The sequence below is a fragment of the Brevibacillus ruminantium genome (assembly GCF_023746555.1).
Lineage (GTDB): Bacteria > Bacillota > Bacilli > Brevibacillales > Brevibacillaceae > Brevibacillus > Brevibacillus ruminantium.
In genome coordinates, this window is sequence record NZ_CP098755.1 from 4,466,458 (window position 1) to 4,490,658 (window position 24,201).

The window sequence follows — 24,201 nt, forward strand, 5'->3', positions numbered from 1 at the left end:
TATGTACATTGGTGAACAGATGCTTTTTTTTTTGAAAAAGACACGAACCGCAGCAAAGGTTCGTGTCTTTCCTTTTCGGGATGTGCCGCTGCCTGCCAGCTAGGAGCGGGAGCGGGCCTCCAGCTTCATCATCAGACCGTTCTTGGGACGCAGCGTAACCAGCGGCTCTGCCTCGACAGGCTTGCCCGGGTCGGCTAACCGAAAGCGATATTCCTGCGCAAAAGTGGCGAGCAGCAATGCAGCTTCCATCAGAGCGAAGTTATTTCCGATACAGACGCGCGGCCCACCGCCAAACGGGAAGTAGGCATAAGTCGGAATCTGTTTTAAAAGATCGCCGTCAAAACGCTCCGGCTTGAATTCATCCGGGTTTTCGTAATAGCGGTCGTCTCTGTGCATCACATACTGACTCATCATCAGAGTATCACCAGGATTGTATGTGCGTCCGCCGATTTCTACCGGCTCGGTTACCTCCCGGTTCAGTGTCCAGGCAGCAGGGTAGAGACGAAGTGTTTCGTTGATGATCATGCTTACATACTTCAGACGCGGGATATCCGCGACGGTCGGCAAACGTCCTGCCAGCACCTCATCCAGCTCGGCCCAAAGCTTTTGCTCTGCCTGGGGGTGGGTCGCCAGCAAATACCAAATCCAGGACATCGTGTTGGCTGTCGTCTCATGGCCAGCAACAAAGATCGTCATGACTTCATCTCTTACCTGTTCATCGGTCATGCCCTCTCCGTCATCCTCGTCACGGGCAGCGAGCAGCATGGCCAGCAAGTCAGTTTTCCCCTGGTCCCCTTCTTTTCGCCGCTCGTCAATGATGGCGTAAATGGTCTTGTCGAGCAACTCGGCCGATTCAAGGAATTGCCGGTTGCTGGCTGTCGGTACATTGAGCGGAATATCAATGATCGACGAGGCTTTTGTCGAGACGTATTTCAGCCCGACATCGATGGCATGGGCGATTCGATCCGTCCCTTCCTTCAATCCTTTGCCGAACATCGTCTCCGTAATAATCGCAAGCGTTACCTTCATCATGTCTTCATGCACATCGCGCACGGTCCCGTCCTGCCACTCTTCCATCAACTGGCGGGCCTGCTGAACCATGCTGTCTCCATAGGTGGCGATCCGATCGCGGTGGAAAGCCGGTTGCATCAGCCGGCGCTGCCGCATATGCTTTTTCCCTTCGCTGGTCAAAATGCCGTCGCCGACGACAGCCCGCGCGACTTGCAGACCTTTTGCCTTGCGAAAATGAGACTGCTTGGTCACCAGAATTTCTTTGATCATGTCCGGGTTGCTGATCAGGTAGACATGGCGGGAAGGCCCAAAACGGAAGTGGGCTACATCTCCGTGCTCTTTTGAGGCCTCACGCAAAAACTGGAGCGGATCCCGGCGAAACGCGAGCAGGTTGCCCGTGATCGGCAGCCCTTTGGGGCCGGGTATCGTCGTTATATTCACAGAAGTTCCCCCTATGCTGTTTCGTTATTCCATCCAGTTTGTAGTATCCATCCCGTTCGCAACATTATACGGACATCAGAAAAGCTTGGGCTCCGCCAACCCTTCTGGCGGAGCCCGCAAAAAAACCGCCCGGTTGCCCCGGACGTTTTTTTTCACTTAGCTATCGTTCCATGTTTCTTCATTTCAAAACGATGCTGCGCTGTTGCATCAGCTGGGCAGAGATCAGACGCTCGCGAACCTTGATCCCAATCCAGGCTGCCAAGGCCGCTTTGATCGCGCCAACCACCAGAAATGGCGTCGTGCCAAAAGCGATGGCCTTGTCCCAAGGAATATCCATCACGTACTTGAGCTGGGCGGTCCCAAATGCAAGGGTGACAAACATGCCGACGATATTAGCCACGAAAGCCCAGCGGAAATTAAAACGTATTTTTTCCAGAATGAGTCCCGTAATGAAGGCTGCAAAAATGAAACCGAAGATGTAACCGCCTGTCTTGCCGACCAACACCTGCGGTCCGCCAACGGCCCCGGAGAATACAGGAAGCCCGACAGCCCCAAGCAAGATGTAGATCAGGATCGATACCGTTCCCCACCGGCTTCCCAGAATCGTCGCCGTCAGACCTACTGCCAGCGTCTGTCCTGTAATCGGAATCAACGGCAGGGGAATCGTGATTTGTGAAAAGACAGCTGTGAAGGCGGCGAAAATGGCAGAAAGCATGAGCCACCTCAAACGTTCGTTTCTCATGGTGTCCTCCTTATTTGTTAACTAAATGATAATTCCCGTTAACAAAATCATACCGCCTGTCTTTTCACTTGTAAACGAAAAATCTACTCATGTTGGCGATTCGTCCGAAGCTGTTCCAGAGAAGCGATGGTATGATCCACCAGCCCCCTGAGATCTTCGATGTTCCCTTCGTCAATTTTCCGGTGAAAATCAAGCGTGATCTGATTCTCATACTGTTCCGGCGGCCAATGAAGCTGGTATTCATTCAGCTTGGCTTTGATGGTCTGGGTGATATAGGGGCGATTGCCCCAAATCTCGTTCAAAATCTGTGTAATCGCTTCTGTTTCCCGCTGAACCTCGGATACCGTTACAAAAAAGTGGATACAGATCGTGCAACCGACAGGATCAGTCAGGGGCTTCTCGAGTTGTTCCGCTGCGATATCAGCCAGGCTGGTCCGCAGCTGCATCTGGGCAAAGATTTCTCTCTCGTTCCGAGGGTCTTCCGCCAATCGGAACTCGATCTGAAACAGTCGATGATAGGTAGCCAGATCCACGCTGTCTGTTCGCCCCGTAATCAGGATTGTGCCTTCAAAATCGCGGTCGTAAACAGCACCTTCCAGTACAACTTTGATATTGTCGAAAATAAGCGGGTGAAACATGTCCGCTCCTCCTTTTGTCTTCTTGCCAAAACAAGATGATCCCCCCAATTATAATCGAAGTATCTGCTGTAAAAAAAATTTGAATCCCATTTGCCAAATCATGTAAAATAGATCTAAAACGAAAAGAGTGTAACAATGAATAAGTGGGAACAAATAATCGTATATCTCTTCAGCTTTCTCTTTTTCCCTATCGGGATCATTGTCTGGATCGTCTCTTTGTTTGCTCAAAACCCGCCACTTAAAAAAATCGGAAGAAGAGCACTTTTTGTCGCCTTTGCTTCGTTCATCATCTTTACCGGTATCGGTTTCCTGAATTTCATCACTTTCAAAACCGTAACAACTTTCGGAACGGCTTTCTGATCATCACGGTTCTGACGATCCCGCGTCGTGTTTGAATGGGAAATATACTGATTAGAGGAGGTCTATTATGTCTTCGTTTGAAACCATGCTGGATCGCTACGCATCGCTGGCAGTGAAAATAGGCGTGAACTTGCAACCGGGGCAGACTCTGTTCATCACCGCTTCTCTCACCTCTGCCGATTTGGTTCGCAAAATAGCCAGAAAGGCATACGAAGCAGGAGCGAAAGAAGTACATATGGAATGGCGAGACGATGAACTCACCCGGATGAAATACGATCTCGCTCCGGATGAAGCCTTTGAAGAATACCCGCTTTGGAAGGCAAACGGGATGGAGACGATGGCAGAGAACGGCGCAGCTTTTCTCACCATTCTCGATTCTGACCCCAATCTGCTGAAGGGCGTCCCTTCCGCTCGGCTGTCAGCAGCGAAAAAATCGGCGGGCAAAGCCTTGTTCAAATTCCGCTCTTACATGATGAGCAACCAGGTAAGCTGGTCCGTGATTTCAGCTTCGTCCCCGGCCTGGGCTGCAATGGTATTTCCCGAGCTGCCCGAAGAGGAGCGCGTCGATGCTCTCTGGCATGCCATCTTCCGCGCTACCCGCGCCGACCAGGAAGATCCTGTACAAGCGTGGAGCGAACATCAAAAGCAGTTGAGCGAAAAGGTGGACTACCTGAATCAAAAGCAGTATCATTCCCTGCACTACCAGGCTCCAGGCACAGACCTGACGATCGAGCTGCCTGAACGTCACATCTGGATTGGCGGTGGCGACAAGAATGCCAAAGGGGTTCCGTTCATGGCCAATATGCCGACAGAGGAGGTCTTTACAGCTCCGCTGAAAACAGGGGTATCCGGTGTGGTGCGCAGTACCAAGCCGCTTAGCTACAACGGCAATCTGATCGAGAACTTTTCCCTGACCTTTGAACAGGGGCGGATTATTGATTTTTCCGCCGAAGAGGGCTATGAAGTACTCAAGCATTTGATCGAGATGGATGAAGGCTCTCATTACCTCGGAGAAGTAGCCTTGGTTCCGCATCAATCTCCGATTTCCCAGTCCAATATGATTTTCTTTGAAACGCTTTTCGACGAAAATGCCTCCAATCATCTGGCAATCGGCAATGCCTACCCCGTCAGTGTCGAGGGCGGAAGCAGCCTTTCCCCGGAAGAGATGGAGAAACGCGGCCTGAACACGAGTCTGACCCATGTAGATTTCATGATCGGATCAGGTGAAATGAACATCGACGGAATTACTGCAGACGGCACCAGAGAACCTCTGTTCCGGAGCGGTAACTGGGCATTTTAAGATGTTTCTGATCGGTATTTTGGTCGTAGTGGCTATCGTGGCTGAGATTGTTCACCGTCTGAACCCGTGGAAAAAGCCGGAGACGCCCTACGAGGAGCTCATCGAGAAGATCAAACAGACAGATTGGTATCAGGAGCTGTGGCAGGACGAGGCCTGCCGTTATGTACTGGAGAACGACCCGCATGTAGAGGCTTATTTTTCGGGGACCTACGAGGCAAAGCGCCTCTTGGAAAACCGCGGCTTCCAGCTTGGTTTGATTGATTACGTCAAAGAACAGGCCCACAAATGAAACAATGGATAGAGCCGTCAGAGAGTATCTCGTCTCTGCTACTCTATCCATTTTCTTGTTCATGACCGTTTTGTGTGGTAGTACAGATAAGCGTCTTGTGTGGCTTTATCCTGGCAGGAGAAGCACTCGTTCATGTAAGACTCGGCTTGCTCCGTCATAACTTGCCCGCAAGCAGCACAGCATTTGGATTCCAGATTGCGAAAGAACGTCGTGATTGGTGTCATGTTGATAACCCCCCGAATTTTTTCGTTGAGATTATTGTATTATAACAGACGTTGTTTTATAAAACTTTGTTATAAAACATTATCCTGTATTATCACAGAGTTGCTCTTTCGCACTTCTGTTTTCTCCCGTTTTCGCTGTATTAACATTTTTTTGACTATTCCCATCTGTGTTACAACAACACCAAAACCATACCGTTTGCGCCTGATATTCCGCTTAAATCAGCAGATTGAACAGATACGGATCATGTGTGATTTCAACGTAGCGAATGCCGTGCTTCTTCATTCGCTCCACCAGCGGCTCGTAATCGCTCTGACATTTCAGCTCGATCCCCACCAGTGCCGGACCGTTTTCCTTGTTATTCTTTTTCGTATACTCAAAACGGGTGATATCATCATGCGGACCCAACACGCCGTCGATAAACTCGCGCAAAGCGCCGGCACGCTGCGGGAAATTGATGATAAAGTAATGTTTCAGTCCTTCGTATAACAGCGAGCGCTCCTTGATCTCCTGCATCCGGTCAATATCGTTGTTGCCGCCACTGATGACACAGACGACATTTTTGCCCGCTATTTGCTCCCGGTACAGATCGAGCGCCGCGATGGGCAATGCGCCAGCCGGTTCCACAACGATGGCATTTTCGTTGTACAGCTCCAGAATCGACGTGCATACCTTGCCCTCCGGCACCAGTACGATGTCGTCCAGAAGCTCTTTGCAGATTTCCCGTGTCAACTGTCCTACCTGTTTCACTGCTGCGCCATCGACGAATTTGTCGATCTCATCCAGCGTCACGACATCGTCATGCGCCAGCGCTTCCGTCATGGACGCTGCCCCCGCCGGCTCCACCCCGATCAACTTTGTGGACGGACTGATTCCTTTGATGTACGTCCCTACACCTGCGGCAAGACCGCCACCGCCAATGCTCATAAACACATAGTCGATGGGCTCTTCGACGTCGTTTAAGATTTCTACTCCTACTGTGCCTTGACCGGCTACGACGTACGGATCGTCGAACGGATGCACGAACGTCATATTTTCCTGCAGGCAGTATTTCATCGCTTCCGCAAAAGAGTCGTCAAAGGTGTCGCCGACCAGGACGACCTCAACATAAGAGCCGCCAAACAGCTTCACCTGAGACACTTTTTGCCTCGGCGTGGTCGCCGGCATGAAAATCGTGCCGCGAATCTGCAAAAGCTGGCAGGAGTATGCCACGCCTTGAGCATGGTTTCCGGCACTGGCGCAGACCACTCCCCTGCTGCGTTCTTCCTCGGAAAGATGACGGATCAGGTTGTATGCCCCCCTGATCTTGAAAGAACGGACTACCTGCAAATCCTCCCGCTTGAGATAAAGATGACAGTCATATCTCTCTGACAGCCGCTTGTTCAGTTGCAGCGGTGTTTTCTCGATCACGTCTTTTAATACGTGATTGGCGACAATGATCTCTTCCATTTTTACAGTATGCATGGTTTTGCTCCTCCCCTGGTGCGCGCGGTTTTTCTGTCTGTTTTGCTTGAAAAAATAGAAAGCCCCCGCCGTCTGCCAGTTGTGCGTGACTGCACGACCGGCTGAGGCGAGGGCATCGCGGTACCACTCAGCTTTTCCTGCTCTCCTTGCGAAAAGCAGACTTAATGAGTCTCCGGTGAAGTCTAGAGACTCCGCCTGGTAACGGTGGCGGCTTCCGTTGTTCTTTACTCGGAAGGGCAGGATAATTTCCTCTGTCAGGAAACATGCGTCCAGCGCTCTTTCAAGAACACAGCTCCAAGGTGATTTTCAAAGCAAGCGGACGTCCATCCTTGCAGCGCGGGGGATGGCTCTCTGCGCGTCGTCTTTACTCCTACTCTTCCTTATCTACGCTGTTCATTTCCTTGCATAATATTCAAATTAGTTAAAAAGTATAGACCTTAATGGGCCCCTTGTCAAGAGGAACAGGTTTTATTGAGATGGATCGACTTTCGCTTCCAGAGCGGGCAGGAGAAGAGAGGTTAGAAGAATTCCGGAAGGGAAAAGAACCCGACACAAAAAAGCGGGGCCATTGTACCGAACCCCCGCTTTTTTGCTTCATGACGCTGCTTGCGACAGGCTGAACGAGTCAGGCTGTCACACAGCTATCGTTATTGCCTGCCTTTGGCCGTTTTTTGCTTATACAGCCTCGTAGATGGTTTCGTAGCGCTTGCCAATCTCTTCGTCAGTCAAGCCCGCTTCACGCAGACGGTTGATCAGAGCAGTCGCCCAGATTTCGCAACGCTGCGACATCTTGGCGTATTTTTTCGCTTCTTTGGTTTTGCGCTTGGAACGGTCTTCCCCGTTGGACTTCAGGTTGTCGAGGATAAACAGCATGTGCATGGTGTCGTCCTCACCCAGAGTAGTCCAGCTATCGTTCAGAAACGATGTCACTTGTTTATAGTAGCCATCAAATTCTTCAAAGGAAATTTCCGTGTCCATATTGAGGTATTCCTTCATTTTATCAAACAGCTCTTGCATCTTCCGTCACAACTCCCTCACTTTTCTCTGGACTATTATAGCAAAAAGTGAAAGCAGGAGAAAGCTGGCATTAGTTGGAGAGCTGAATCGGTACCTCCCAGTTGACATCGCGGTATTCCTTATCCATGAGTCTAAATCCGAGAGTAAGCTGTTTCGGTGCTTGCTTCATCTCCCAAATCTCCAAGTCACCGCTTATCTTCACATGGCCCTGCGCATCTCTTGAGGCATCTTCTGTAACAAAGGTGATCGGGTAATTCTCCCCATTCTCATCGCGGACGAACCACTCTGTGACGCTTACGATATCTTTGGGCAGGGTGGCTTGCAGCTGAATCCCGTATCCATCGACCTGATGCATTCCCCGTTGGATTTTCTTAGACTGGAAGCCGTTAAAGACGAATGTGCTTCCTTGGTACTCTGCCTCCAATGCTTTTTTCTGCAAGTCTTCTACTTTTAGAGACGTGCTAAAGTCGGCCAGTTCACTCATGACGATCGAGTATAGTTTGAGTGTCACCTTTTTCTTATCGAGCATGGGGGTAAATGCATGAACTTCATTTTGTGGTCCAGACGGCATAATTTGCCATTTCTCGTAGTTGGTCAATACCCTATTTTTGGCAAGGCCCATATCTCCGCTGTAAGTATAATCATCAAAAGCCGCAACAACAGAACCTTGGTCATCCAAAATTTCATAGGCAAAACGGAGATCAGACAGTTGCTGGGCCAAAAGTTCTGTAGCGGGATCCTTCATTAGATTTTTTTCGTCAATGATTCCCTGTATCTTCTTTTGAAGGTCTGCCATCATCTGAATTTCCCAGACGAGCCGTGTTACACTAGGGCCGAAGTCAGCCTTCTGTAAATGAAGCTGTATCCCCTGTGGGGACGTATATTTTTTATCAACCTCCACATCCTTGGTTACTGCCTTTGCTTTGGCTAGATCAATGGGGACCGATACCTGCCATTTCCCTTTTGTACCAGCGATCTGGCGATAATCAAACTGTACATCAAACTGATCAGGCAACTGCTCTAGCCCATCTACCAGTCGAATCTGACTCACAGCGATTTCCTGCAGGATATAGTCACCAAGCTGGCTTTTCCGCCAATTTGCATGCAGCGTGAGGTCTTTTCCGTCCTTGTCTTTGATGTACACTTTATTTGACTCTTGCTCCTCCATTCCCTCAGGTTTTTTCACGTTATCTCCTTGGCTATTTTTATCGTAAGTAGGAACCGGGGTTGGAGCATGCAACGCATCCTTGGAGAGTGGCTTCCCATCCTTATCCGTTATTTGGTAGAGAATCGCCAGACGCATGGAATCGCTGAGAACCTCTTTGACCTCTAAAGTAATTGCTTGATCGACTGCCTTTAGATTGACTGCCTGGGAAAAACCGTCCTCAGCCGCTTTTTTAATTCCTACATCAGTCCTGTCAATTGTGTGAAACAAGCTTTTTACATAATGGGCAAAAGTCGGTGACACCATCGATCCAAAGGTAATAACCGCCGCAAGACCTGCCACGGCAATCGCTGTTTTTTTCAAAATATCCACACTCCTTTTTTTCCAACTGAGCGATTTGTTTACAGTGATTTTCTGTTGGTCTCTTTGTTCTAGAGCAGGCAATGGAAGATTGGCGAGCCTACGGGTAATCTCGTCAGTGAAGGTATCTGGCAGAGGGGAGATTTCGCCTAAAATGTGCAGTTCCTCTACCTCCTGCCCCTGTACCAATTCCTCCAACACGCTTTTACAGAAGCTGCACTCTTCCACATGCCGCTCTACCTGCACGCTCTCCGACGGCAGCAGTTCGTCGTTTAGATATGCCTGCAGTTGTTTAGACTTCACGCATTTCAACAGAACCACCACCTTTCACCGGAATCAGACATTGGTGCAATTTTTTGTGTGCCCGGTAGATGCGCATCTGCACCGTTGTTACTGGAATAGAGAGTACCTCGCCAATTTCCTTGTAGCTGAGCTGCTCTTCATAGCGGAGGAGCAAAATGACGCGGTGATCCTCTTCTAACGCGAGGAGATGCCTCTGTAAAATGGCATGCTGTTCTTTGACCAGCAGCATTTGCTCCGGGGTATTGTCATGAATCAGCTTCGTTTCATCTCCCGTGGTGATCGGAGACCGCTTTCTCCTACGCAGCTCATCCAGGCAATGATTGGCGGCAATTCGATACAGCCATGAAGAAAAGCGAAACTCCGGCCGATATCCGCCAATGCTGCAATAGGCTTTGATAAAGACCTCCTGTGTCAAATCCTGGGCATCCTGTGTATGGCCAATCATTCTGTATAAAAACGCGTAGATTTTCCCCTTGTAGCGCTCCACAATCTGGGTGTACGCCTGTTTGTTTCCTTGGTGAAGCTGTTCAATCAGCTCCCAATCCTCCAGCATGTATGATCCTCCCATCCAAAAAGGTGACTGCGCAGTTTTTGATCCTTTTTGTCTGATCATCAGCTATTACGGTGGAAATGGGAAAATCTTTCTCTTATTTCAAAATTTCTTCTGCTGTTTCGTTCTTTTGCATGCTTGTGTACATAAAAAAGCTTCCTCCTGTGAAAGGAAGAAGCTTTTTTCGTGTCGTTCCCCTGGGTAGTCTGGTTTACTTTTGTTTGCTCATGTCGATGGGCACTTCCCAGCCTAAGTCGCGATACTGACGTTCTTGAATCCCATAGGTGATCGTCAGCTCTTTCGGCTGCTTCACCAGGCCGTTTATAAACATACTGGTCTTGATCTGCACGCGTCCATCTTTCCCTCGGGTGTACGCTCCGTCTCCGTTGTCTAGGTAAACTTCATATACTTTACCTGTTTCGTCTTTTGCTTTCCAATCGCTGATGTACACGATGCCCTCTGGAAGAGTTCCCTCAATCTCGACGATCCCGCCTTTGCCGCGCCACTCGTAGCCTCCGATCCGTTCCTTTTCTTCGCTTGTCTTCAATTGGAATTTGTTGAACGTAAAGGTGCTGCCGCTGTTTTCAACAGTCACTGGCTGTTTGCTCAATTGATCCGGGGTTATCTTGGCCTTAAAGGAAGCCAGTTCATTCAGATAGATCGAGTGGAGCTTGAAGGTTAGCTTTTCATGGCCCGTGAATGGTGTGAATCCGTGCCACCGTATCCATTCTTGACTATCTCCCTTGCCTCTTCCTGAACTTATTTCGTGCAAACTATTTTTTTCAATGCCGTTCAAAGTCTTGAAAAGCGTATCATCACGACCGGCAATTGGATTTCCCTTTTCGTCGAGAATTTCATAGGCCAGATCATAGCTAGTTAAGTAGTGTTGCATAAGCTCTCCGGGGGATAATCGCATTTCCTTTCTAGGCTCTTTAGGATCATCATTCCAGCCTCTTTCCTCGATCAACTTCCTATATTCCTTGTTTCTCTGCTCGTTCCAATCCGTCTTCAGGGTGAGCGTACTTGCGCTGGGAACGGTCATTATGTTGTCCAGTTTGATAACAACCCCCTGCGGCGACGTGTACTCTTTATTAATCACTACCGTCTTCGCCACCGCTTTTGCCTTCTTCATATCGATGGGGACATCGATCTTCCAGGATCCTTCCGTGTCCATGAATTTAGTGAATTCGACTCCGACAGTAAGCTCGTCAGGTACTTTGTCCAAAGAGTCGAATATATCATGCAAGTCTCTGCTGACAATCATGTATTCCTCCTCTCTTCCCCAGCGCCAGCCACCGTTTTCCGGGTTCAGGTCCTCTCCAGCCTTGTCTGTAAGCGTAAATGTAAACTCGTATTCGCCCGCCCGATAATCCAGCCTTTTGCCATCCTTGTCGGCAAAATCAAGGATCAGAGCGATTCGGGTCGGATCTGCGAGCACTTCTTTTACAGTCAAGGAGAAGCCTTTATCCGCCACCTGCTTGCCTATTTCCTGGACGTAGCCTTCGACCGCTGCCTTTTTCAAGCCCTCGTCTACTTCTTTAACAGTATTGAACAAACTGTTTACGTAATTGGCAAATGTCGGTGAAACCATTGTTCCGAATGTAACGGCAGCCGTGAGACCGGCTACGGCAATCGCTGTTTTTTTCATAATATCGAGGCTCCTTTTTTTCCAATCTTTCTTTCCATTTCTCATTTTTTTGCGGACAGCAATACCTTCCATCACCCTATCAGTAAAGCCGGGGTCGAGGAGTTCTTCTGCCATCAGCTCATCGGCGACGAGCGTACCCTCCATAAGCCGCTCCAATTCTTTTTGGCAAAGGCTGCATTGATCCACATGCTGCTCCAATTCTTTGGCTGCCAAGGGGGACAGCCTCCCTTCAAAATAGGGCTGCAGCTCTTTAGATTTGTGACATTTCATAATAGGAAGCTCCCCCCTTCTCCAGCCCTTCTCGCAGTTTTTTTCTGGCCCGATGCAGTCTCATCTGTACGGTCGTCAGCGGAATCGCCATCGTCTCACTGATTTCTCTGTAGCTGAGCTGGTCGATGTAGCGCAGGATAAACACCGATCGGTACTCCTCATCCAGCTCCCTGATCTGCCGAAGAATCACCTGCTGCGTTTCTTTCTGCAAAAACGCTTCCTCCGGTGTTTCGGTGTCGATCAGTTCTACTTCTTCATCCGTCGTTTTGACCGTGCGCTTGCGCCGTCTCAGCTCATCCAGACAATGGTTTGCCGCTATCCGATACAGCCAGGCAGAGAAATTGCCATCCGGCTGAAACTTCTCCAACTGAAAATATGCTTTCGTGAAAACCTCCTGCGCCAAATCCTGGGCGTCCTGAGCCTGCCCCGTCATGCGGTACAGAAGGGCAAAGATTTTTCCTTTATACTTGTCGACAAGTCGTGCATAGGCTTGCTGGTTTCCCGCAAGTACCAGACGAACGAGCTCGGTATCGTCCTGCATGTTTTTCCTTCCTCCCCTAAAGAGGCTCGCTGCGCAGCCATTCCCTCTTTTCTCCAAACACGTCTTTTGTCTGTCCTATCATGTGTTTTTCTAGGCAGGGCAGCCGTTTCTTCGATACGGTGTGCCAAAAGGGTGGCCTGCCCGATTGAACTGGCACCGTGAGCGCCCTGCTTGAGACGGTTTGGGGTTGTTCATCAAGTATAACGACCAGATTTGAGATTTCCTTTCAAGATTTGCAAAATTTCTTTCGGCCCAACTTTCAATTCGCTGTAAAATCGTCAGTTCTTGTCATCCTCCCTGCTCGCTTGGGTCTTCCCGGGGAATCAAGGTATAATAGAGTAATCAAGAAGTAAGGAGAGCGGCATCCCATGAAGTCATCCAGCAAACATCAGAAAAATCCCCGTCCCCGGAATGAAAAACAATCGGATACGAAACTCACCGTCGGACAGCAGATGACCCTGACAATCAAAAGCCTGGGCATCAACGGGGAAGGGATCGGGTATTTCAAACGGAAAATCGTATTTGTGGAAAAGGCGCTTCCCGGCGAGGTGGTGCATGCGGAGGTCACAGAGGTAAAGGAGAAGTTCGCTGTGGCAAAGCTGGTACGCGTTGTCGAAAAATCACCTGCTCGCATTGAACCACCTTGCCCTTTATATGAGGAATGCGGCGGTTGCAGCCTTCAGCATATGGACTATCAGGCCCAACTTGCCTCCAAACAGGAGCTGGTCATCGAGTCGCTGCGCAAATACGCCCGTTTGGAAAATCCCCCGGTGGCCCCGACGATCGGCATGGAGAACCCCTGGGGCTATCGCAACAAAGCACAGTTTCAGGTGGGCAGACAAAACGGGAAGCTGGTCGCCGGACTCTATCAGACGGGCAGCCATCAGTTGGTCGATCTGGAAACCTGTCAGGTGCAGCACGAAGCGACGACGGCCATCGTTCGCACAGCCAAGGCCGTGCTGGAAGAGCTCGGCATCCCGCCTTATGAGGAGCGGAAACGGACGGGCGTGATTCGCACAGTCGTTGCCCGGGTGGCTTTCGCTACAGGCGAGACGCAGCTTACGCTGGTGACGGCTACGCCGGAGATTCCGCGCGTCAAAGAGCTGATCCTGGAGCTGCGGACGCGTCTGCCAGAGCTGGTCAGCATCGTGCAGAACGTCAATCCCAAGAAGACTTCGGTCGTTTTCGGAGACACTACCCGCGAGCTGTGGGGACGCCCTTCTATCGCGGAAAAGCTGGGCGAGCTTTCCTTTGACTTGTCCGCCCGCGCTTTTTTTCAGTTGAATCCGGAGCAGACGCAGAAGCTGTATAACGAAGTCAAAAAAATCGCCGGACTGACCGGCAGCGAGCTTTTGCTGGATCTGTATTGTGGGACCGGAACGATTGCCCTTTGGCTGGCTCCATATGCCCGTGAAGTACGAGGTATTGAGTTGATACCGGAAGCCGTAGAGGATGCGCGGAAAAATGCGGAGCGCAATCAGGCGGCGAATGCGCAATTCCATGTAGGACGAGCCGAAGTGCTGATGCCCAAATGGGCGCGGCAGGGCATCAAACCCGATGTGGTGGTGGTCGATCCGCCTCGAACCGGGCTGGACGATGCGCTGATCCGCTCACTGCTTGAAGTGACACCCAAGAAGATTGTGTATGTGTCTTGCAATCCTTCCACACTGGCAAAGGATATTGCCAAGCTGATGGCGAGGTATGAACTGGTGCAGGTGCAGCCGGTGGATATGTTTCCGCATACGGCGCATGTGGAGTGCGTAATATTGATGGAAAGAAGGGGCTAGCCGAAATACGGCTAAGCCCCCTTTTTAAGTGGGTTTTGAAAGTTATAACTAATATCGATTGAACCGCCTTCATGAACATCAATGCGGTTAATCATCTTGTGAATCATATCCCGTAGAATTTCCTCATTGCTTACGTCAAGAGTGGCGAATTTCATTAGTTCTGACTTAAACGCCGCTACTCTCGATTCAGTGTCATGTTCTAGGGAGATTTCCGTTTGGAGTTTTTCAGTTCGTTCCTCTAATGCTTGCCGTTCATTTTTTATTGCTCCACAGCAAGCGTTAAATAAATCCTTGTCTATCTCGCCGCTAGTCCATTTCCTCGTAAGCTGTACGATTTCTTTGTCCAGTTTACTGATGAATCGGCTACACTGAATTGGACAGTTCTCTTAAGGTCTAGTAGATTAGAAACAAATCGAAAAAGGACGGAGAGAATGTCATGGCTAAACGTGAGCGTCGAGCATTTACAGATGAGTTCAAGCAGCAAATGGTTCAACTTTATGAGAACGGCAAACCACGTGCAGATATTTTGAGAGAATACGATCTGAGTGCATCTGCATTTGATCGTTGGGTAAAACAGAGTAGAACCACCGGTTCCTTCAAAGAAAGCGATAACCGTACAGATGAACAAAACGAGCTACTTCAGCTACGTAAGGAAAATCAACGACTGAAGATGGAGAACGATATTTTAAAGCAAGCTGCGCTGATCTTCGGACGAAAATAATGGTAATCCAGCAAAACGCTCATAAGTATTCCGTATTGGCCATGTGCAAGATCCTCCAGGTCAATCGGAGTACCTACTACTACGAGAGTAAAGAGCCATCATCTATCGATGATGATGAGGTGGAACAAGCAATTATCCGTATTTTTGAAGAGAATCAGCGCGTTTATGGAGCAAGAAAGATCAAAGCAAAACTTCACAAAGAGGGACTGACGGTTTCCAGACGGCGCATTGGACGTTTGATGAAGAAAAACGCTCTGGTTTCGGTCTACACGGTTGCACAGTATAAACCGAATGTGTCGTCATGTAACGAATCGCCAATTCAGAACGAACTGAATCGCGAGTTTGTGAAAGAAGCACCTCTCGAAGCTGTTGTGAGTGACTTGACCTACGTTCGAGTCGCAAACAAATGGCACTATATTTGCTTGCTTGTGGACTTGTTTAATCGGGAGATTATCGGTCACAGCTGCGGAAAATTCAAAGATGCCGCACTCGTCTATCAAGCATTTGCAAGCGTAAAAGGAGATCTGCGCCAAATTCAGCTTTTTCACTCGGATCGTGGCAGTGAGTTTAAAAATCTTACGATTGATGATGTGATCAATACGTTCAATATCAAACGCTCACTAAGTATGAAAGGCTGCCCCTATGATAATGCAGTGGCAGAGGCAACCTTTAAGCTGATCAAAGCGGAGTTCGTGAGAAATCGTCAGTTTGAATCGTTAGCTCAGTTAAAAAAGGAGCTGGGAATCTATATAAAATGGTTTAACGAAACAAGGATTCATTCCACATTAGGTTATCTGAGTCCTATAGCGTACAAAGAAGTTGCACTTAAGAAATCTGTCTAGTTTGGTGTTGACAATCCACTATTTCCAGTAACTAAGAGACTAACCTTATTCGTTTATATTATCTAACCGAAGCAAAAGGGTTACTATAAACCTGTCTCTCCGTATGTATGCTATAATCTTATTGTAGCTTTCTTTTTTTTCAAATTGACACAGAACGCACGTTCTTGTTTAATGTGGAGAGGTGAAGCTTTTGGTCTCCAAAAAATTTATGTTTGTAACAAAACCGATTACTTGGGTTAATTTGCGGAAAAATTCAGGGGGAGTATGGCCTGTAAATGGTAGATATTCTAAAACTCTTAGTACGCTTAAGGTGGGCGACGAAATAATTGTATATATAACTCAAAAAAGTGCAATTGCAGGAATAGTTGAGGTAACACAAACGCTCAGAGCCAATAATAAGCCCTTAATTTTTTCTGGTGACGTATATGACTATAGTCTATTAGTAGATTTCAAAATAGTTTTGGATGAGGATAAAATGATTCCGCTAAAGTCAATCCTTAACGAAATTGAAATTACCAAAGGAAAGGAAAATTGGGGAGCAGGGTTTCAAAGAGCCATATTAAAAATTATTGATTCGGATTTTGACCTATTGAGGTCCAAAGTCTATAAGAACTATGAAAATCAAACTGAGGGGGACTAACAATTTGAATAACTTACAACTAGAACTGTTTGATGAAATAGTTGAAAAAACAAACAAGAAAAAAACTGATACAAGTTCAACTTTTCTTGATAACATGAAATTACCAATTCATCGCTGGTTTAGGTATTCTGCAGGATTTTCAGCCGAATGGGTAGAAAGTGTCATCACTTCTCATCTAAAGGACTATCATAAAGCAGAAATAAATGTATTTGACCCTTTTACTGGGTCGGGGACTGTACTACTTGCCAGTGATAATTTAGGCGTGAATAGTATGGGAGTTGAAGCACACCCCTTTGTTTCTAAAATAACTAATGCGAAACTTCAGTGGAATACTGATGTAGAAAAATTTTATAACTTTGCAAAAAAGTTGCTTGAAAGAGCCAAGATGGAGAATGGTTCAACTGAAGGCTATCCAGACTTAATATATAAATGTTATCCCCCAGAATCGTTACAGCAGTTAGATGCAATTGTAAGAGTACTTAAAGAAGGTGATGATAATTCGCCTGAACATAAACTATCATGGGTGGCTTTGGTCTCTATTCTTAGAGCTTGTGCACCAGTAGGAACAGCTTCATGGCAATATGTACTTCCAAATAAAACCAAAGCAAAAATGGCAAATCCTTTTGAAGCATATGAAAAACAAATTAATATTATGGCATATGATATGAGACATATGCAGTCTAAAAATGTTATGCCAAAAGCTCAGTTTTTTCAAGAAGATGCGAGAGAGTGTCCTTCTATTCCCAGTAATTCTGTAGACTTGGTTATTACCTCACCTCCTTACGCAAATAATTATGATTACGCTGATGCCACCCGTTTGGAGATGTCCTTTTTTGGTGAGGTTTCAGGCTGGGGAGATTTGAGAGAAAAAGTTAGTCAATTTCTTGTTCGTTCATGTACACAGCACGTATCTAAATATAAGGATTACACGTTTGAAATATTGAAGGATGATGTCTTAAAACCTATTTATGGGGAAATTTTAGATGTTTGTCAAAGACTTGATGAAGAACGTGTAAATCATGGTGGGAAAAAAAATTATCACACCATGATAGCAACTTACTTTTTAGACTTAGCGAAAGTCTGGATACAATTAAGAAGAGTATGTAAAGACGGTTCTAATGTGTGTTTTGTAATAGGTGATTCAGCACCATATGGTATTTATGTTCCTGTTGATAAATGGCTTGGAGACCTTGCCATTGCTGCAGGTTTTAAGGAATACAGTTTTGAAAAAACAAGAGACCGAAATGTTAAGTGGAAAAATCGTAAACATGAAGTGCCATTAAAAGAAGGTAGACTTTGGGTGAAAGGGTAGGTACAAAATGGCAGAATCACCATCTCATAAATTCGGGCAGATTATTGGGGACTTAATGGAAATTGCATTAAATCCACTATTAGTTGAATTTGCTGATAAGTACGGATTATATTTAGACAAAAAGGGATTGCGTAAGGCAAGAGGAAAGAATAAAAAAGTTAGTTGGGTAGATATTTACGGTAACAAACACGACCTTGATTTTGTATTAGAGAGAGGTGGCAGTGAAAGTGTTATAGGTGAGCCTATAGCTTTCATTGAGGTTGCTTGGAGAAGATATACAAAACATTCTCGAAACAAAGCACAGGAAATTCAAGGCGCTATAATGCCCTTAAGGGAAACGCATAGAAATAATGCTCCGTTTGTTGGAGTGTTCTTATCAGGTGTATTTACAGATGGTGCATTAAAACAATTAGAGTCATTAGGGTTTAATATTCTTTATTTTGAATATGAAACTGTGGTCGAAGCATTTAAACATGTTAGTATTGATGCAAGTTTTGATGAAGACACATCAGATGATGAATTCAAAAAGAAAATTGATGCATGGGAATCGTTAACTGATGAAGAATGCTCTATCTTAGTAAACCGTTTAATTGAACTCAATTCCTCGGGGTTAAAGAAATTTATGAGTAGCCTTGAAAGAACAATTACAAGACAAATAGAATCTGTTAGGGTATTACCTTTACATGGTGAAGCATCTGAATATGCCTCAATTTCAGAAGTTCTTTCATTTATTGAAACCTACGACGAAAGTAACGCTGTTTCCGAATTTGTGAAATATGAAATAATCGTTAAGTATAATAATGGTGATAAGATAAATGCGGAGTTCAGGGGTAAGGATTCAGCAATCGAGTTCTTAAAGAGCTTTCTACCACCTGTTTTCAAACCTGAAATCTAGAAATTATAATACTTATTTGCTAAATGAATATATTCTGCCCACTTTACTCTTTCTAGTAGAATGGGCCTTTCCTCTAATAAGCGGATACTGTCACAGCGGAAGCTTGTCAATATTACTTATTCAACACATGTGGAGTGTTGCTCACTGTTGGTGAGGAAAGATAATGTAATCGGAGATGTATTGGCGGAATAGAGGGGCGGCGAGCCCTTCTTTTGCTTCTGATTTGGTAACGAAGTATGGTGTAGAGTAGAGGGATCTAATCTCGATAGTCAGACGGAGATTACATCGAAATAACTCATTTTAAGTTGAATACTCAAATCAATTTATTTTGGAAAGAGGGGATATCTTCTTACGGAAATTAACAAAATGTAAAGAGATATGGAGTTGATGTTGTGAAACAAGATCTACATGACTATTCTCGCTTTGCTGAACTGTGCTTGTATATCCCGTACTTCGAATCGAATAATATAAAATATACAGTATCCAAGCAATTTTCGTTCGATCCATTCAATTATGAGGATACTGCTAAGGAATTTGTATCAAAATTATACGAAACGAATATGATTATCAGCTTTGATTGGGGAAAATGGCAAGCAGAATGTAGCGAATATCTTCAAAATGCAGCACTTATTCAGAATGTAGACTTGATTACAATAAGAAAACTATTTACCACAATTATCAGAGCAGACCGATTCACCGCAGGAACGTATGCAGAAATGATTGAAAAGGGGATCATATTAGCATTATTGAAACGACTAGAGGAACTTCTAGACGATCTGGCTTGAAAAGTATCAAAAAGCATTGGTTATCTTGTCTGGAGGCTATGTAGTTTACCGTGACTTTTTTTAATTAGGTCTTTTAAAACTGTACTTCGTTTGGAGTGAAGAATTGAAAAATGAGTAAACCAGTGATGAATGTAGCTTTGGTATGCGGCCCTGAGTGTGGTATGGAGACGCAGGCAATACGCGCCGCTCTCGAGTACTTTGGTGCAGAGTCTTTACTTATTGGATTGGCAGGCCAAATGATTTCATTTCCGTATTGTCAGGTGAAGACCTATATGCCGACACCGACATGATCATTCTTAGTTTCCACGGCGATGAAGGGAAGTTCATTATGCCGGAATTGGGGGAGGACGTTTACGAAGAAGAAGAGCCACGAGGTAACTTCGGCTTACGAGAGATTACACGCTTTACGAAATTGGATGGGAGGATAGTCATTGGAAACGGGTGCTCGTTAGGTGATCCTGCATTAGCAAAAGCGTTTTTGAATTGTGGGTGTCGGATCTATATCGGACCAGATGATTATCCGGTGGGAAATTCAGCGCTTATGTTTATCTTGCGTCTTTTCTATGAAATGATTGAAAACAATAAAAGTGTGAAAGAATCTTATCAAATAGCCAGATCCATGGATGATGAATTATCCATGTACCAGTTCTATGAAAGTAATCAGTAGTTCCAGAGTAAATTCCATTCCCTGGTAAAGGTTTGTACTCCCCGTAACCTCAACACATGTGGAGGCTGTTTCACTGTTGGTAAGGAAGGACAAATAAAACGTAAAGTAATGGTGGGTTACATCCTCTCATCTACAAGGGAGGATTTTTTTATGTTGTGTTACTGCCATGCGTGCATACTTTAGCAGGATTTCGTAACAATTTATGGAAATCCCTCTTGAACGGAGGGATTTTTTTGAATGACTATATAAAAACAATTAAAAAATTAGTGGGAACAGAAACTATTGTGACTGTAGGGTGTGGAGCAATAATTGAGGATGAGAATGGTAGGATTCTTTTGCAAAGACGAAAGGATCAGAACAACTGGTGTCTTCCTGGAGGTGTAATGGAAATCGGGGAGACCTTTCTTGACACGGTTATCCGTGAGGTTAAGGAAGAAACTAATCAGAATTGTTCGGAATTTATTCTGGTCCCAGTTGTTTTAAGGAGTACCCTAACGGAGACAAAGTATTCAGTGTCCAAGTAATTTTTCGCGTAAAGAAGTATACTGGCGTTTTAAAACAAGAGGGAGCAGAAAGTTTTGAACACCGATTCTTTACAAAAAATGAATTGCCCTCTCCACTTAATTCCAATCAAGCAGCCTTTATTTTGGATTGGGCAGAGAATGTAGCACCACCTGTAATAAAGTAATGGGCGTTTAAAATGTTTTTGGCAAGTAAGAAATGTAGCAAATGGCAATTAAAAATGTACCACTTGCCAACCCCTAAATTATTTACCGTGTAATAGCGATTCTTTGTATCGATGGCTTTCGCCATTGAAGACGATCAAATGAGAGTGATGAATCAAGCGATCAATAACTGCCTCTGTTAAAATTGGATCACCAAATATATGATTCCATTGGCCAAACTGTAGATTGGTCGTGATAATAATACTTTTTCTTTCGTAGCACATGGAGATAATCTGAAATAGCAGTTCTGCACCTTGTTTATGCAGAGGAATATACCCCAGTTCGTCGAGTATTAACAGATCTAGCTTCTCAATATGGTTAAAGAATCGGCTCAACGAGCCAGTCTCGTGAGCGTCTAGCAGCCGATTGACTAATCCAGCGACAGTAAAGAACTTTATCTTTTTCCCTTGCTGCTGAATGGCATTTAAGCCAATCAGAGTGGATAAGTACGTTTTCCCCGTTCCCACACCGCCATAAAAGATCAGATTTTCTTTCTCCTCTATAAATCCACCATGAAGGATATGATCCTGCGTGAGACCTTGTCCCATCTGAATATGACCCCATTCAAATGGCTTTCCTGTTATTCTTGGCAAGGAAGATTGTTTAAAGAGCAGATTGATTTTCCGTACTTCTCGTTGTTGTATCTCGTTTTCTAGTATTTTGAGTAAGTACTCTTCATTTGTAGTAGCTTCAACCTCATGGAAATGTTGCCGAACCCAACTCAACTTGAGACGCTTTGAATATTCTTTTATCAATGCATCCACTAGTGATGACCTCCCGTTCCCTTAAAAAATTCATTGTAATGGGCTAATCCTCTAGTGGCTGTTGGAACGGCAGGAACAAAACCTTTCGGTTGGATGGTATCCCTTTGTCCACGGCCATTCATGAGTTGATAATAGATCTGCTTAATAGAATCAACGGCTGGGTGACCATTCTCAGAGGCAAGCTGCAAAGCTTGCGTGGGTATTTTCATATCATCGTTTTTTAAAATGACGGATAGTAGCTGGAGAGCTTCTTGCTTCTCTGGGACCGTGCAATTCGAGAGATAGACTTGCCATTCGATTGGCAATTGTTCATAAAAACTTGTGTATTTAATAGCAGTTGGCCGTTTTGCCATCAATATCAAATATGGCTGCCAAATCACTGATTTTGGCTCTTTGCCATACAGCCTGGGATGCTGTACGATCAGCTCATATTCTTCAGTTAAAATATCGACTCGGTCAAATGAGATCTTTGCCAAAACCATACATTTGGCAAAACGGGGAGACGTTGAGTAGAGTTTATTTTCGACTCGGATATATCCGTATTTATCCGCTTTTACTCGTTCATATCGGATACAATCAAACTCTTTGGCAGGTAATTGAAGAAGGTGTTCCTTGTCTGCCAAATATAGTTCGGAAAGCATGGTTTCTTTCACATAATGAGGTCTCTCCCGATCTTTCTCGGCTTTTTTCCAAAGGGTTTCGTTTAGCTGATCAAGATTGTGTATCTGCAACTCAGGAAGCAGGAAGTTGTTGCGAACGTACTTGACCATCGCCTCTACGTGCCCTTTTTCATTGCCACTACCGGGATTGCAAAACTCGTATTCAAAGTCATAATGAAAAACGAAGTTTTGAAATTCCTCCGTCAGTTCACGCTGACCATTTGGCATGATCTTTTTCACCGCTGGTGATAAATTATCAAATCGAATGACCTTTGGAACTCCACCTATATAGTGAAAGATACGCTTTAATCCCTCCAGAAAGCATTCTCGATTCTGAGACTGGAAAACTTGAAAGTAGAACGTGTTGCTATAAGGAAACGAGAGAACGAGGAATGGCAAGGTAACACTTTCTCCCTGATATTTGAATGGTGCTTCTCCAAAATCAACTTGAGCTGATCCAGGTCTCGTTTCCAATGGCAATGCCGCAGCATCACTTGTCTCCGCTAACTGGTGCTTACGTTGGGAAACATATTGTCTGACAGAGCGAGATGATCCTGTAAATTGGTATTCCTCCACTAATTGCGTGAACAAGCGTTGTGCTGTTCTTCGGAACTTCTTTTTCTTGTTCAAGTCCTCTTTGATCCATTGATCAAGAATAGGTTTAACGGGCTCCATGACTCTAGCTTTTCGAATTTGCTTGGGCTTTTCTTGTAGATTGAAATCATCCATTTCTGCATACTTCTGAACCGTCCTTGAATCACGATTCATTTGTTTGGCAATCTTGCTATAAGCTCGCCCTTTTTTGTTTGCCTCATGCCTGATATAATTAATTTCTGCCACTGCTAACATCTCCTAACTTTATACCTCCCGTCGTCTGTAATGCCCAACAGGAGTGTATTTTGATAAGGGGATGTTGGCAAGTGGTTTTTTAATTTATGCAGCCCCTACGGGTCTGCATAAATTAACTGCCATAACCTACATTTTTAGTCTGCCATAAACAGTTTAAAACTAACTAGGATCGACAATTGAATAAAGTTTATTTGCTTTTTTTCTTAATTCGAGTGTCCACATGGACACTCGAATTAAGAAAAACTAAATTGATATACCTTTATTTAACTATTGATTCCCGCTAGTTGAACTAGACATAATAATTTTTTTAGTCCAATTATATCCTTGCTGAACGAACTCTTTGCTTGGATTGCTATGTGGTGTATGTTCAAATATAAATTTTATTTCTTTGCATTGTGATAAGAAACTCATGATATGTGCTATCTTATATTGCTTTCCGTTATTCTCATGACTAGGATGTACTGGAATCCAAATATGTTTATTGTCTTCATACGAAACGTTATGCAAATGAACTATTTTGATATGTTCCTTCCACTTCTCTAAATATTTTAATATTTCATCTCCTGTTGCAATTAGATAATCACCTATGTCTATACAGAGTTTCAAAGAATACCTTTCCCATATCTCTATAGGAAAAGAATCAAGATATTGTATTCCTTTCACAGAACGTCCAATTCCTAATTTAGGCTCACATATAATGGGTATAGCGTATTCACTTTGTATTCGACACAGTTCTTGCAGCCCATTTTCAATTATTTCGTTTACATATTCAGTTTTTTCACTAATAAAATAGGGGAAATGCACCAAAATATATTTCGCACCTAGACGTGACAATAACGCAGCTTCCTTCTCTAACTGTTTCCGTGCGACCAAAGGTTCAATTGTAACCTTTTCAAGCAAATCGTATTTACTTCCATTTCGTAGTAACGGTGAATGAACGCCGAAGGGAGTTTGTTTTACCCTACAAAGATCTAAGAAAGCACTAAAAGCCGTTTCATTCGGAAATTCTCCAATTTCGATTATATCAATATCATCCCAAAATAATTCGTCAAATTGTTCAGGATTACTTAAAATTGTGCTTCCAGATACGCCAAATTTATGATTGATCAAATTTTACTCCCCCTAGTTTCAATGCACACCCCTAATTTTACCATTTTTACATATCTTTAGATGGTTTCTATTTTTTAAGTCAATAAGAAAATCCATAAAGATCCATACATAGAATATTAAGCGA

General features: G+C 45.1%; 23 protein-coding genes and 1 pseudogene. 11 read left to right on the forward strand and 13 right to left on the reverse strand.

Going from position 1 to position 24,201, the window contains the following annotated elements; translation table 11 throughout:
- Positions 1 to 99 precede the first annotated feature (99 nt).
- The 3 genes from NDK47_RS21985 to NDK47_RS21995 form a co-directional block, all read right to left on the reverse strand.
- Entirely contained in the window at positions 100 to 1,452 is a 1,353-nt protein-coding gene (locus NDK47_RS21985) for a cytochrome P450 (protein WP_251871878.1), read from the reverse strand.
- A gap of 178 nt (positions 1,453 to 1,630) precedes the next feature.
- Positions 1,631 to 2,194 carry a biotin transporter BioY gene (locus tag NDK47_RS21990; RefSeq protein WP_251871879.1) on the reverse strand — a complete coding sequence of 188 codons (564 nt, stop codon included), beginning with the start codon at positions 2,192 to 2,194 and terminating at the stop codon, positions 1,631 to 1,633.
- An 83-nt stretch (positions 2,195 to 2,277) separates the two neighbouring features.
- The gene (locus NDK47_RS21995; RefSeq protein WP_251871880.1) at positions 2,278 to 2,832 is read right to left on the reverse strand and encodes a hypothetical protein; all 555 of its coding nucleotides are present in this window, start codon (positions 2,830 to 2,832) and stop codon (positions 2,278 to 2,280) included.
- A 135-nt stretch (positions 2,833 to 2,967) separates the two neighbouring features.
- Between NDK47_RS21995 and NDK47_RS22000 the strand changes: the two genes are divergently transcribed.
- From NDK47_RS22000 to NDK47_RS22010, 3 genes are all read left to right on the forward strand, one after another.
- Positions 2,968 to 3,192, forward strand: a complete 225-nt coding sequence (locus tag NDK47_RS22000) for a hypothetical protein (protein ID WP_251871881.1) — start codon at positions 2,968 to 2,970, stop codon at positions 3,190 to 3,192.
- A 67-nt stretch (positions 3,193 to 3,259) separates the two neighbouring features.
- Positions 3,260 to 4,492 (forward strand): aminopeptidase, encoded by a 1,233-nt coding sequence (locus NDK47_RS22005; protein ID WP_251871882.1) that lies wholly within the window; start codon positions 3,260 to 3,262, stop codon positions 4,490 to 4,492.
- A 1-nt stretch (position 4,493) separates the two neighbouring features.
- On the forward strand, positions 4,494 to 4,781 hold the full coding sequence (locus NDK47_RS22010; RefSeq protein ID WP_251871883.1) for a hypothetical protein: 288 nt from the start codon (positions 4,494 to 4,496) through the stop codon (positions 4,779 to 4,781).
- Between the two features lie 59 nt (positions 4,782 to 4,840).
- Here the strand turns inward: NDK47_RS22010 and yhfH are convergent, their stop codons facing one another.
- The 7 genes from yhfH to NDK47_RS22045 form a co-directional block, all read right to left on the reverse strand.
- A complete protein-coding gene (yhfH, locus tag NDK47_RS22015; protein ID WP_251871884.1) occupies positions 4,841 to 5,005 on the reverse strand; it encodes a protein YhfH in 165 nt (54 codons plus the stop codon).
- 214 nt (positions 5,006 to 5,219) lie between these two features.
- On the reverse strand, positions 5,220 to 6,467 hold the full coding sequence (ilvA, locus tag NDK47_RS22020) for a threonine ammonia-lyase IlvA (protein WP_251871885.1): 1,248 nt from the start codon (positions 6,465 to 6,467) through the stop codon (positions 5,220 to 5,222).
- Between the two features lie 675 nt (positions 6,468 to 7,142).
- A complete protein-coding gene (locus tag NDK47_RS22025; RefSeq protein ID WP_251871886.1) occupies positions 7,143 to 7,484 on the reverse strand; it encodes a hypothetical protein in 342 nt (113 codons plus the stop codon).
- A 70-nt stretch (positions 7,485 to 7,554) separates the two neighbouring features.
- Positions 7,555 to 9,312 (reverse strand): DUF4179 domain-containing protein, encoded by a 1,758-nt coding sequence (locus NDK47_RS22030; protein ID WP_251876327.1) that lies wholly within the window; start codon positions 9,310 to 9,312, stop codon positions 7,555 to 7,557.
- Positions 9,302 to 9,865, reverse strand: coding sequence for an RNA polymerase sigma factor (locus NDK47_RS22035; protein ID WP_251871887.1), 564 nt, complete (start codon positions 9,863 to 9,865; stop codon positions 9,302 to 9,304). Before NDK47_RS22035 ends, NDK47_RS22030 begins: the two co-directional genes overlap by 11 nt.
- A gap of 208 nt (positions 9,866 to 10,073) precedes the next feature.
- Positions 10,074 to 11,780, reverse strand: a complete 1,707-nt coding sequence (locus NDK47_RS22040) for a DUF4179 domain-containing protein (RefSeq protein WP_251871888.1) — start codon at positions 11,778 to 11,780, stop codon at positions 10,074 to 10,076.
- Positions 11,761 to 12,321: an RNA polymerase sigma factor gene (locus tag NDK47_RS22045; RefSeq protein WP_251871889.1), complete on the reverse strand. Its 561-nt coding sequence runs from the start codon at positions 12,319 to 12,321 to the stop codon at positions 11,761 to 11,763. Before NDK47_RS22045 ends, NDK47_RS22040 begins: the two co-directional genes overlap by 20 nt.
- A gap of 452 nt (positions 12,322 to 12,773) precedes the next feature.
- Between NDK47_RS22045 and rlmD the strand changes: the two genes are divergently transcribed.
- The 8 genes and pseudogenes from rlmD to NDK47_RS22085 all read left to right on the forward strand — a co-directional run bounded on the left by rlmD (position 12,774) and on the right by NDK47_RS22085 (position 20,494).
- Positions 12,774 to 14,108, forward strand: a complete 1,335-nt coding sequence (gene rlmD, locus NDK47_RS22050; protein WP_407653461.1) for a 23S rRNA (uracil(1939)-C(5))-methyltransferase RlmD — start codon at positions 12,774 to 12,776, stop codon at positions 14,106 to 14,108.
- 436 nt (positions 14,109 to 14,544) lie between these two features.
- A protein-coding gene (locus NDK47_RS22055) for an IS3 family transposase (RefSeq protein WP_251871891.1) occupies positions 14,545 to 15,671 on the forward strand; the annotation gives its coding sequence in 2 pieces (ribosomal slippage) (positions 14,545 to 14,794 and positions 14,794 to 15,671; 1,128 coding nt in all).
- A gap of 190 nt (positions 15,672 to 15,861) precedes the next feature.
- Positions 15,862 to 16,311 carry an EVE domain-containing protein gene (locus NDK47_RS22060; RefSeq protein ID WP_251871892.1) on the forward strand — a complete coding sequence of 150 codons (450 nt, stop codon included), beginning with the start codon at positions 15,862 to 15,864 and terminating at the stop codon, positions 16,309 to 16,311.
- 4 nt (positions 16,312 to 16,315) lie between these two features.
- The gene (locus tag NDK47_RS22065; protein ID WP_251871893.1) at positions 16,316 to 17,623 is read left to right on the forward strand and encodes a DNA methyltransferase; all 1,308 of its coding nucleotides are present in this window, start codon (positions 16,316 to 16,318) and stop codon (positions 17,621 to 17,623) included.
- 7 nt (positions 17,624 to 17,630) lie between these two features.
- On the forward strand, positions 17,631 to 18,518 hold the full coding sequence (locus NDK47_RS22070) for a hypothetical protein (RefSeq protein WP_251871894.1): 888 nt from the start codon (positions 17,631 to 17,633) through the stop codon (positions 18,516 to 18,518).
- A 392-nt stretch (positions 18,519 to 18,910) separates the two neighbouring features.
- Positions 18,911 to 19,303, forward strand: a complete 393-nt coding sequence (locus tag NDK47_RS22075) for a DUF6508 domain-containing protein (protein ID WP_251871895.1) — start codon at positions 18,911 to 18,913, stop codon at positions 19,301 to 19,303.
- A gap of 110 nt (positions 19,304 to 19,413) precedes the next feature.
- Positions 19,414 to 19,970 (forward strand): annotated as a pseudogene (locus NDK47_RS22080) (delta-aminolevulinic acid dehydratase).
- Positions 19,971 to 20,203: 233 nt separating this feature from the next.
- On the forward strand, positions 20,204 to 20,494 hold the full coding sequence (locus NDK47_RS22085; RefSeq protein WP_251871896.1) for an NUDIX domain-containing protein: 291 nt from the start codon (positions 20,204 to 20,206) through the stop codon (positions 20,492 to 20,494).
- A gap of 242 nt (positions 20,495 to 20,736) precedes the next feature.
- Here the strand turns inward: NDK47_RS22085 and istB are convergent, their stop codons facing one another.
- The 3 genes from istB to NDK47_RS22100 all read right to left on the reverse strand — a co-directional run bounded on the left by istB (position 20,737) and on the right by NDK47_RS22100 (position 24,077).
- Entirely contained in the window at positions 20,737 to 21,459 is a 723-nt protein-coding gene (istB, locus tag NDK47_RS22090; RefSeq protein WP_122915621.1) for an IS21-like element helper ATPase IstB, read from the reverse strand.
- Entirely contained in the window at positions 21,459 to 22,967 is a 1,509-nt protein-coding gene (istA, locus tag NDK47_RS22095; protein ID WP_024985313.1) for an IS21 family transposase, read from the reverse strand. Before istA ends, istB begins: the two co-directional genes overlap by 1 nt.
- Positions 22,968 to 23,234: 267 nt before the next feature.
- Complete coding sequence (locus NDK47_RS22100; protein WP_251871897.1) at positions 23,235 to 24,077, reverse strand: TIM barrel protein; 843 nt, start codon at positions 24,075 to 24,077, stop codon at positions 23,235 to 23,237.
- Between the last annotated feature and the right edge of the window lie 124 nt (positions 24,078 to 24,201).

Coding starts and splice junctions, on each gene's coding strand:
- NDK47_RS21990 (WP_251871879.1), bottom strand. CDS start 2,194: ATGAGAAACGAACGTTTGAGGTGGCTCATGCTTTCTGCCATTTTCGCC.
- NDK47_RS21995 (WP_251871880.1), bottom strand. CDS start 2,832: ATGTTTCACCCGCTTATTTTCGACAATATCAAAGTTGTACTGGAAGGT.
- NDK47_RS22000 (WP_251871881.1), top strand. CDS start 2,968: ATGAATAAGTGGGAACAAATAATCGTATATCTCTTCAGCTTTCTCTTT.
- NDK47_RS22005 (WP_251871882.1), top strand. CDS start 3,260: ATGTCTTCGTTTGAAACCATGCTGGATCGCTACGCATCGCTGGCAGTG.
- NDK47_RS22010 (WP_251871883.1), top strand. CDS start 4,494: ATGTTTCTGATCGGTATTTTGGTCGTAGTGGCTATCGTGGCTGAGATT.
- yhfH (WP_251871884.1), bottom strand. CDS start 5,005: ATGACACCAATCACGACGTTCTTTCGCAATCTGGAATCCAAATGCTGT.
- ilvA (WP_251871885.1), bottom strand. CDS start 6,467: ATGCATACTGTAAAAATGGAAGAGATCATTGTCGCCAATCACGTATTA.
- NDK47_RS22025 (WP_251871886.1), bottom strand. CDS start 7,484: ATGCAAGAGCTGTTTGATAAAATGAAGGAATACCTCAATATGGACACG.
- NDK47_RS22035 (WP_251871887.1), bottom strand. CDS start 9,865: ATGCTGGAGGATTGGGAGCTGATTGAACAGCTTCACCAAGGAAACAAA.
- NDK47_RS22040 (WP_251871888.1), bottom strand. CDS start 11,780: ATGAAATGTCACAAATCTAAAGAGCTGCAGCCCTATTTTGAAGGGAGG.
- NDK47_RS22045 (WP_251871889.1), bottom strand. CDS start 12,321: ATGCAGGACGATACCGAGCTCGTTCGTCTGGTACTTGCGGGAAACCAG.
- rlmD (WP_407653461.1), top strand. CDS start 12,774: ATGACCCTGACAATCAAAAGCCTGGGCATCAACGGGGAAGGGATCGGG.
- NDK47_RS22070 (WP_251871894.1), top strand. CDS start 17,631: ATGGCAGAATCACCATCTCATAAATTCGGGCAGATTATTGGGGACTTA.
- istA (WP_024985313.1), bottom strand. CDS start 22,967: ATGTTAGCAGTGGCAGAAATTAATTATATCAGGCATGAGGCAAACAAA.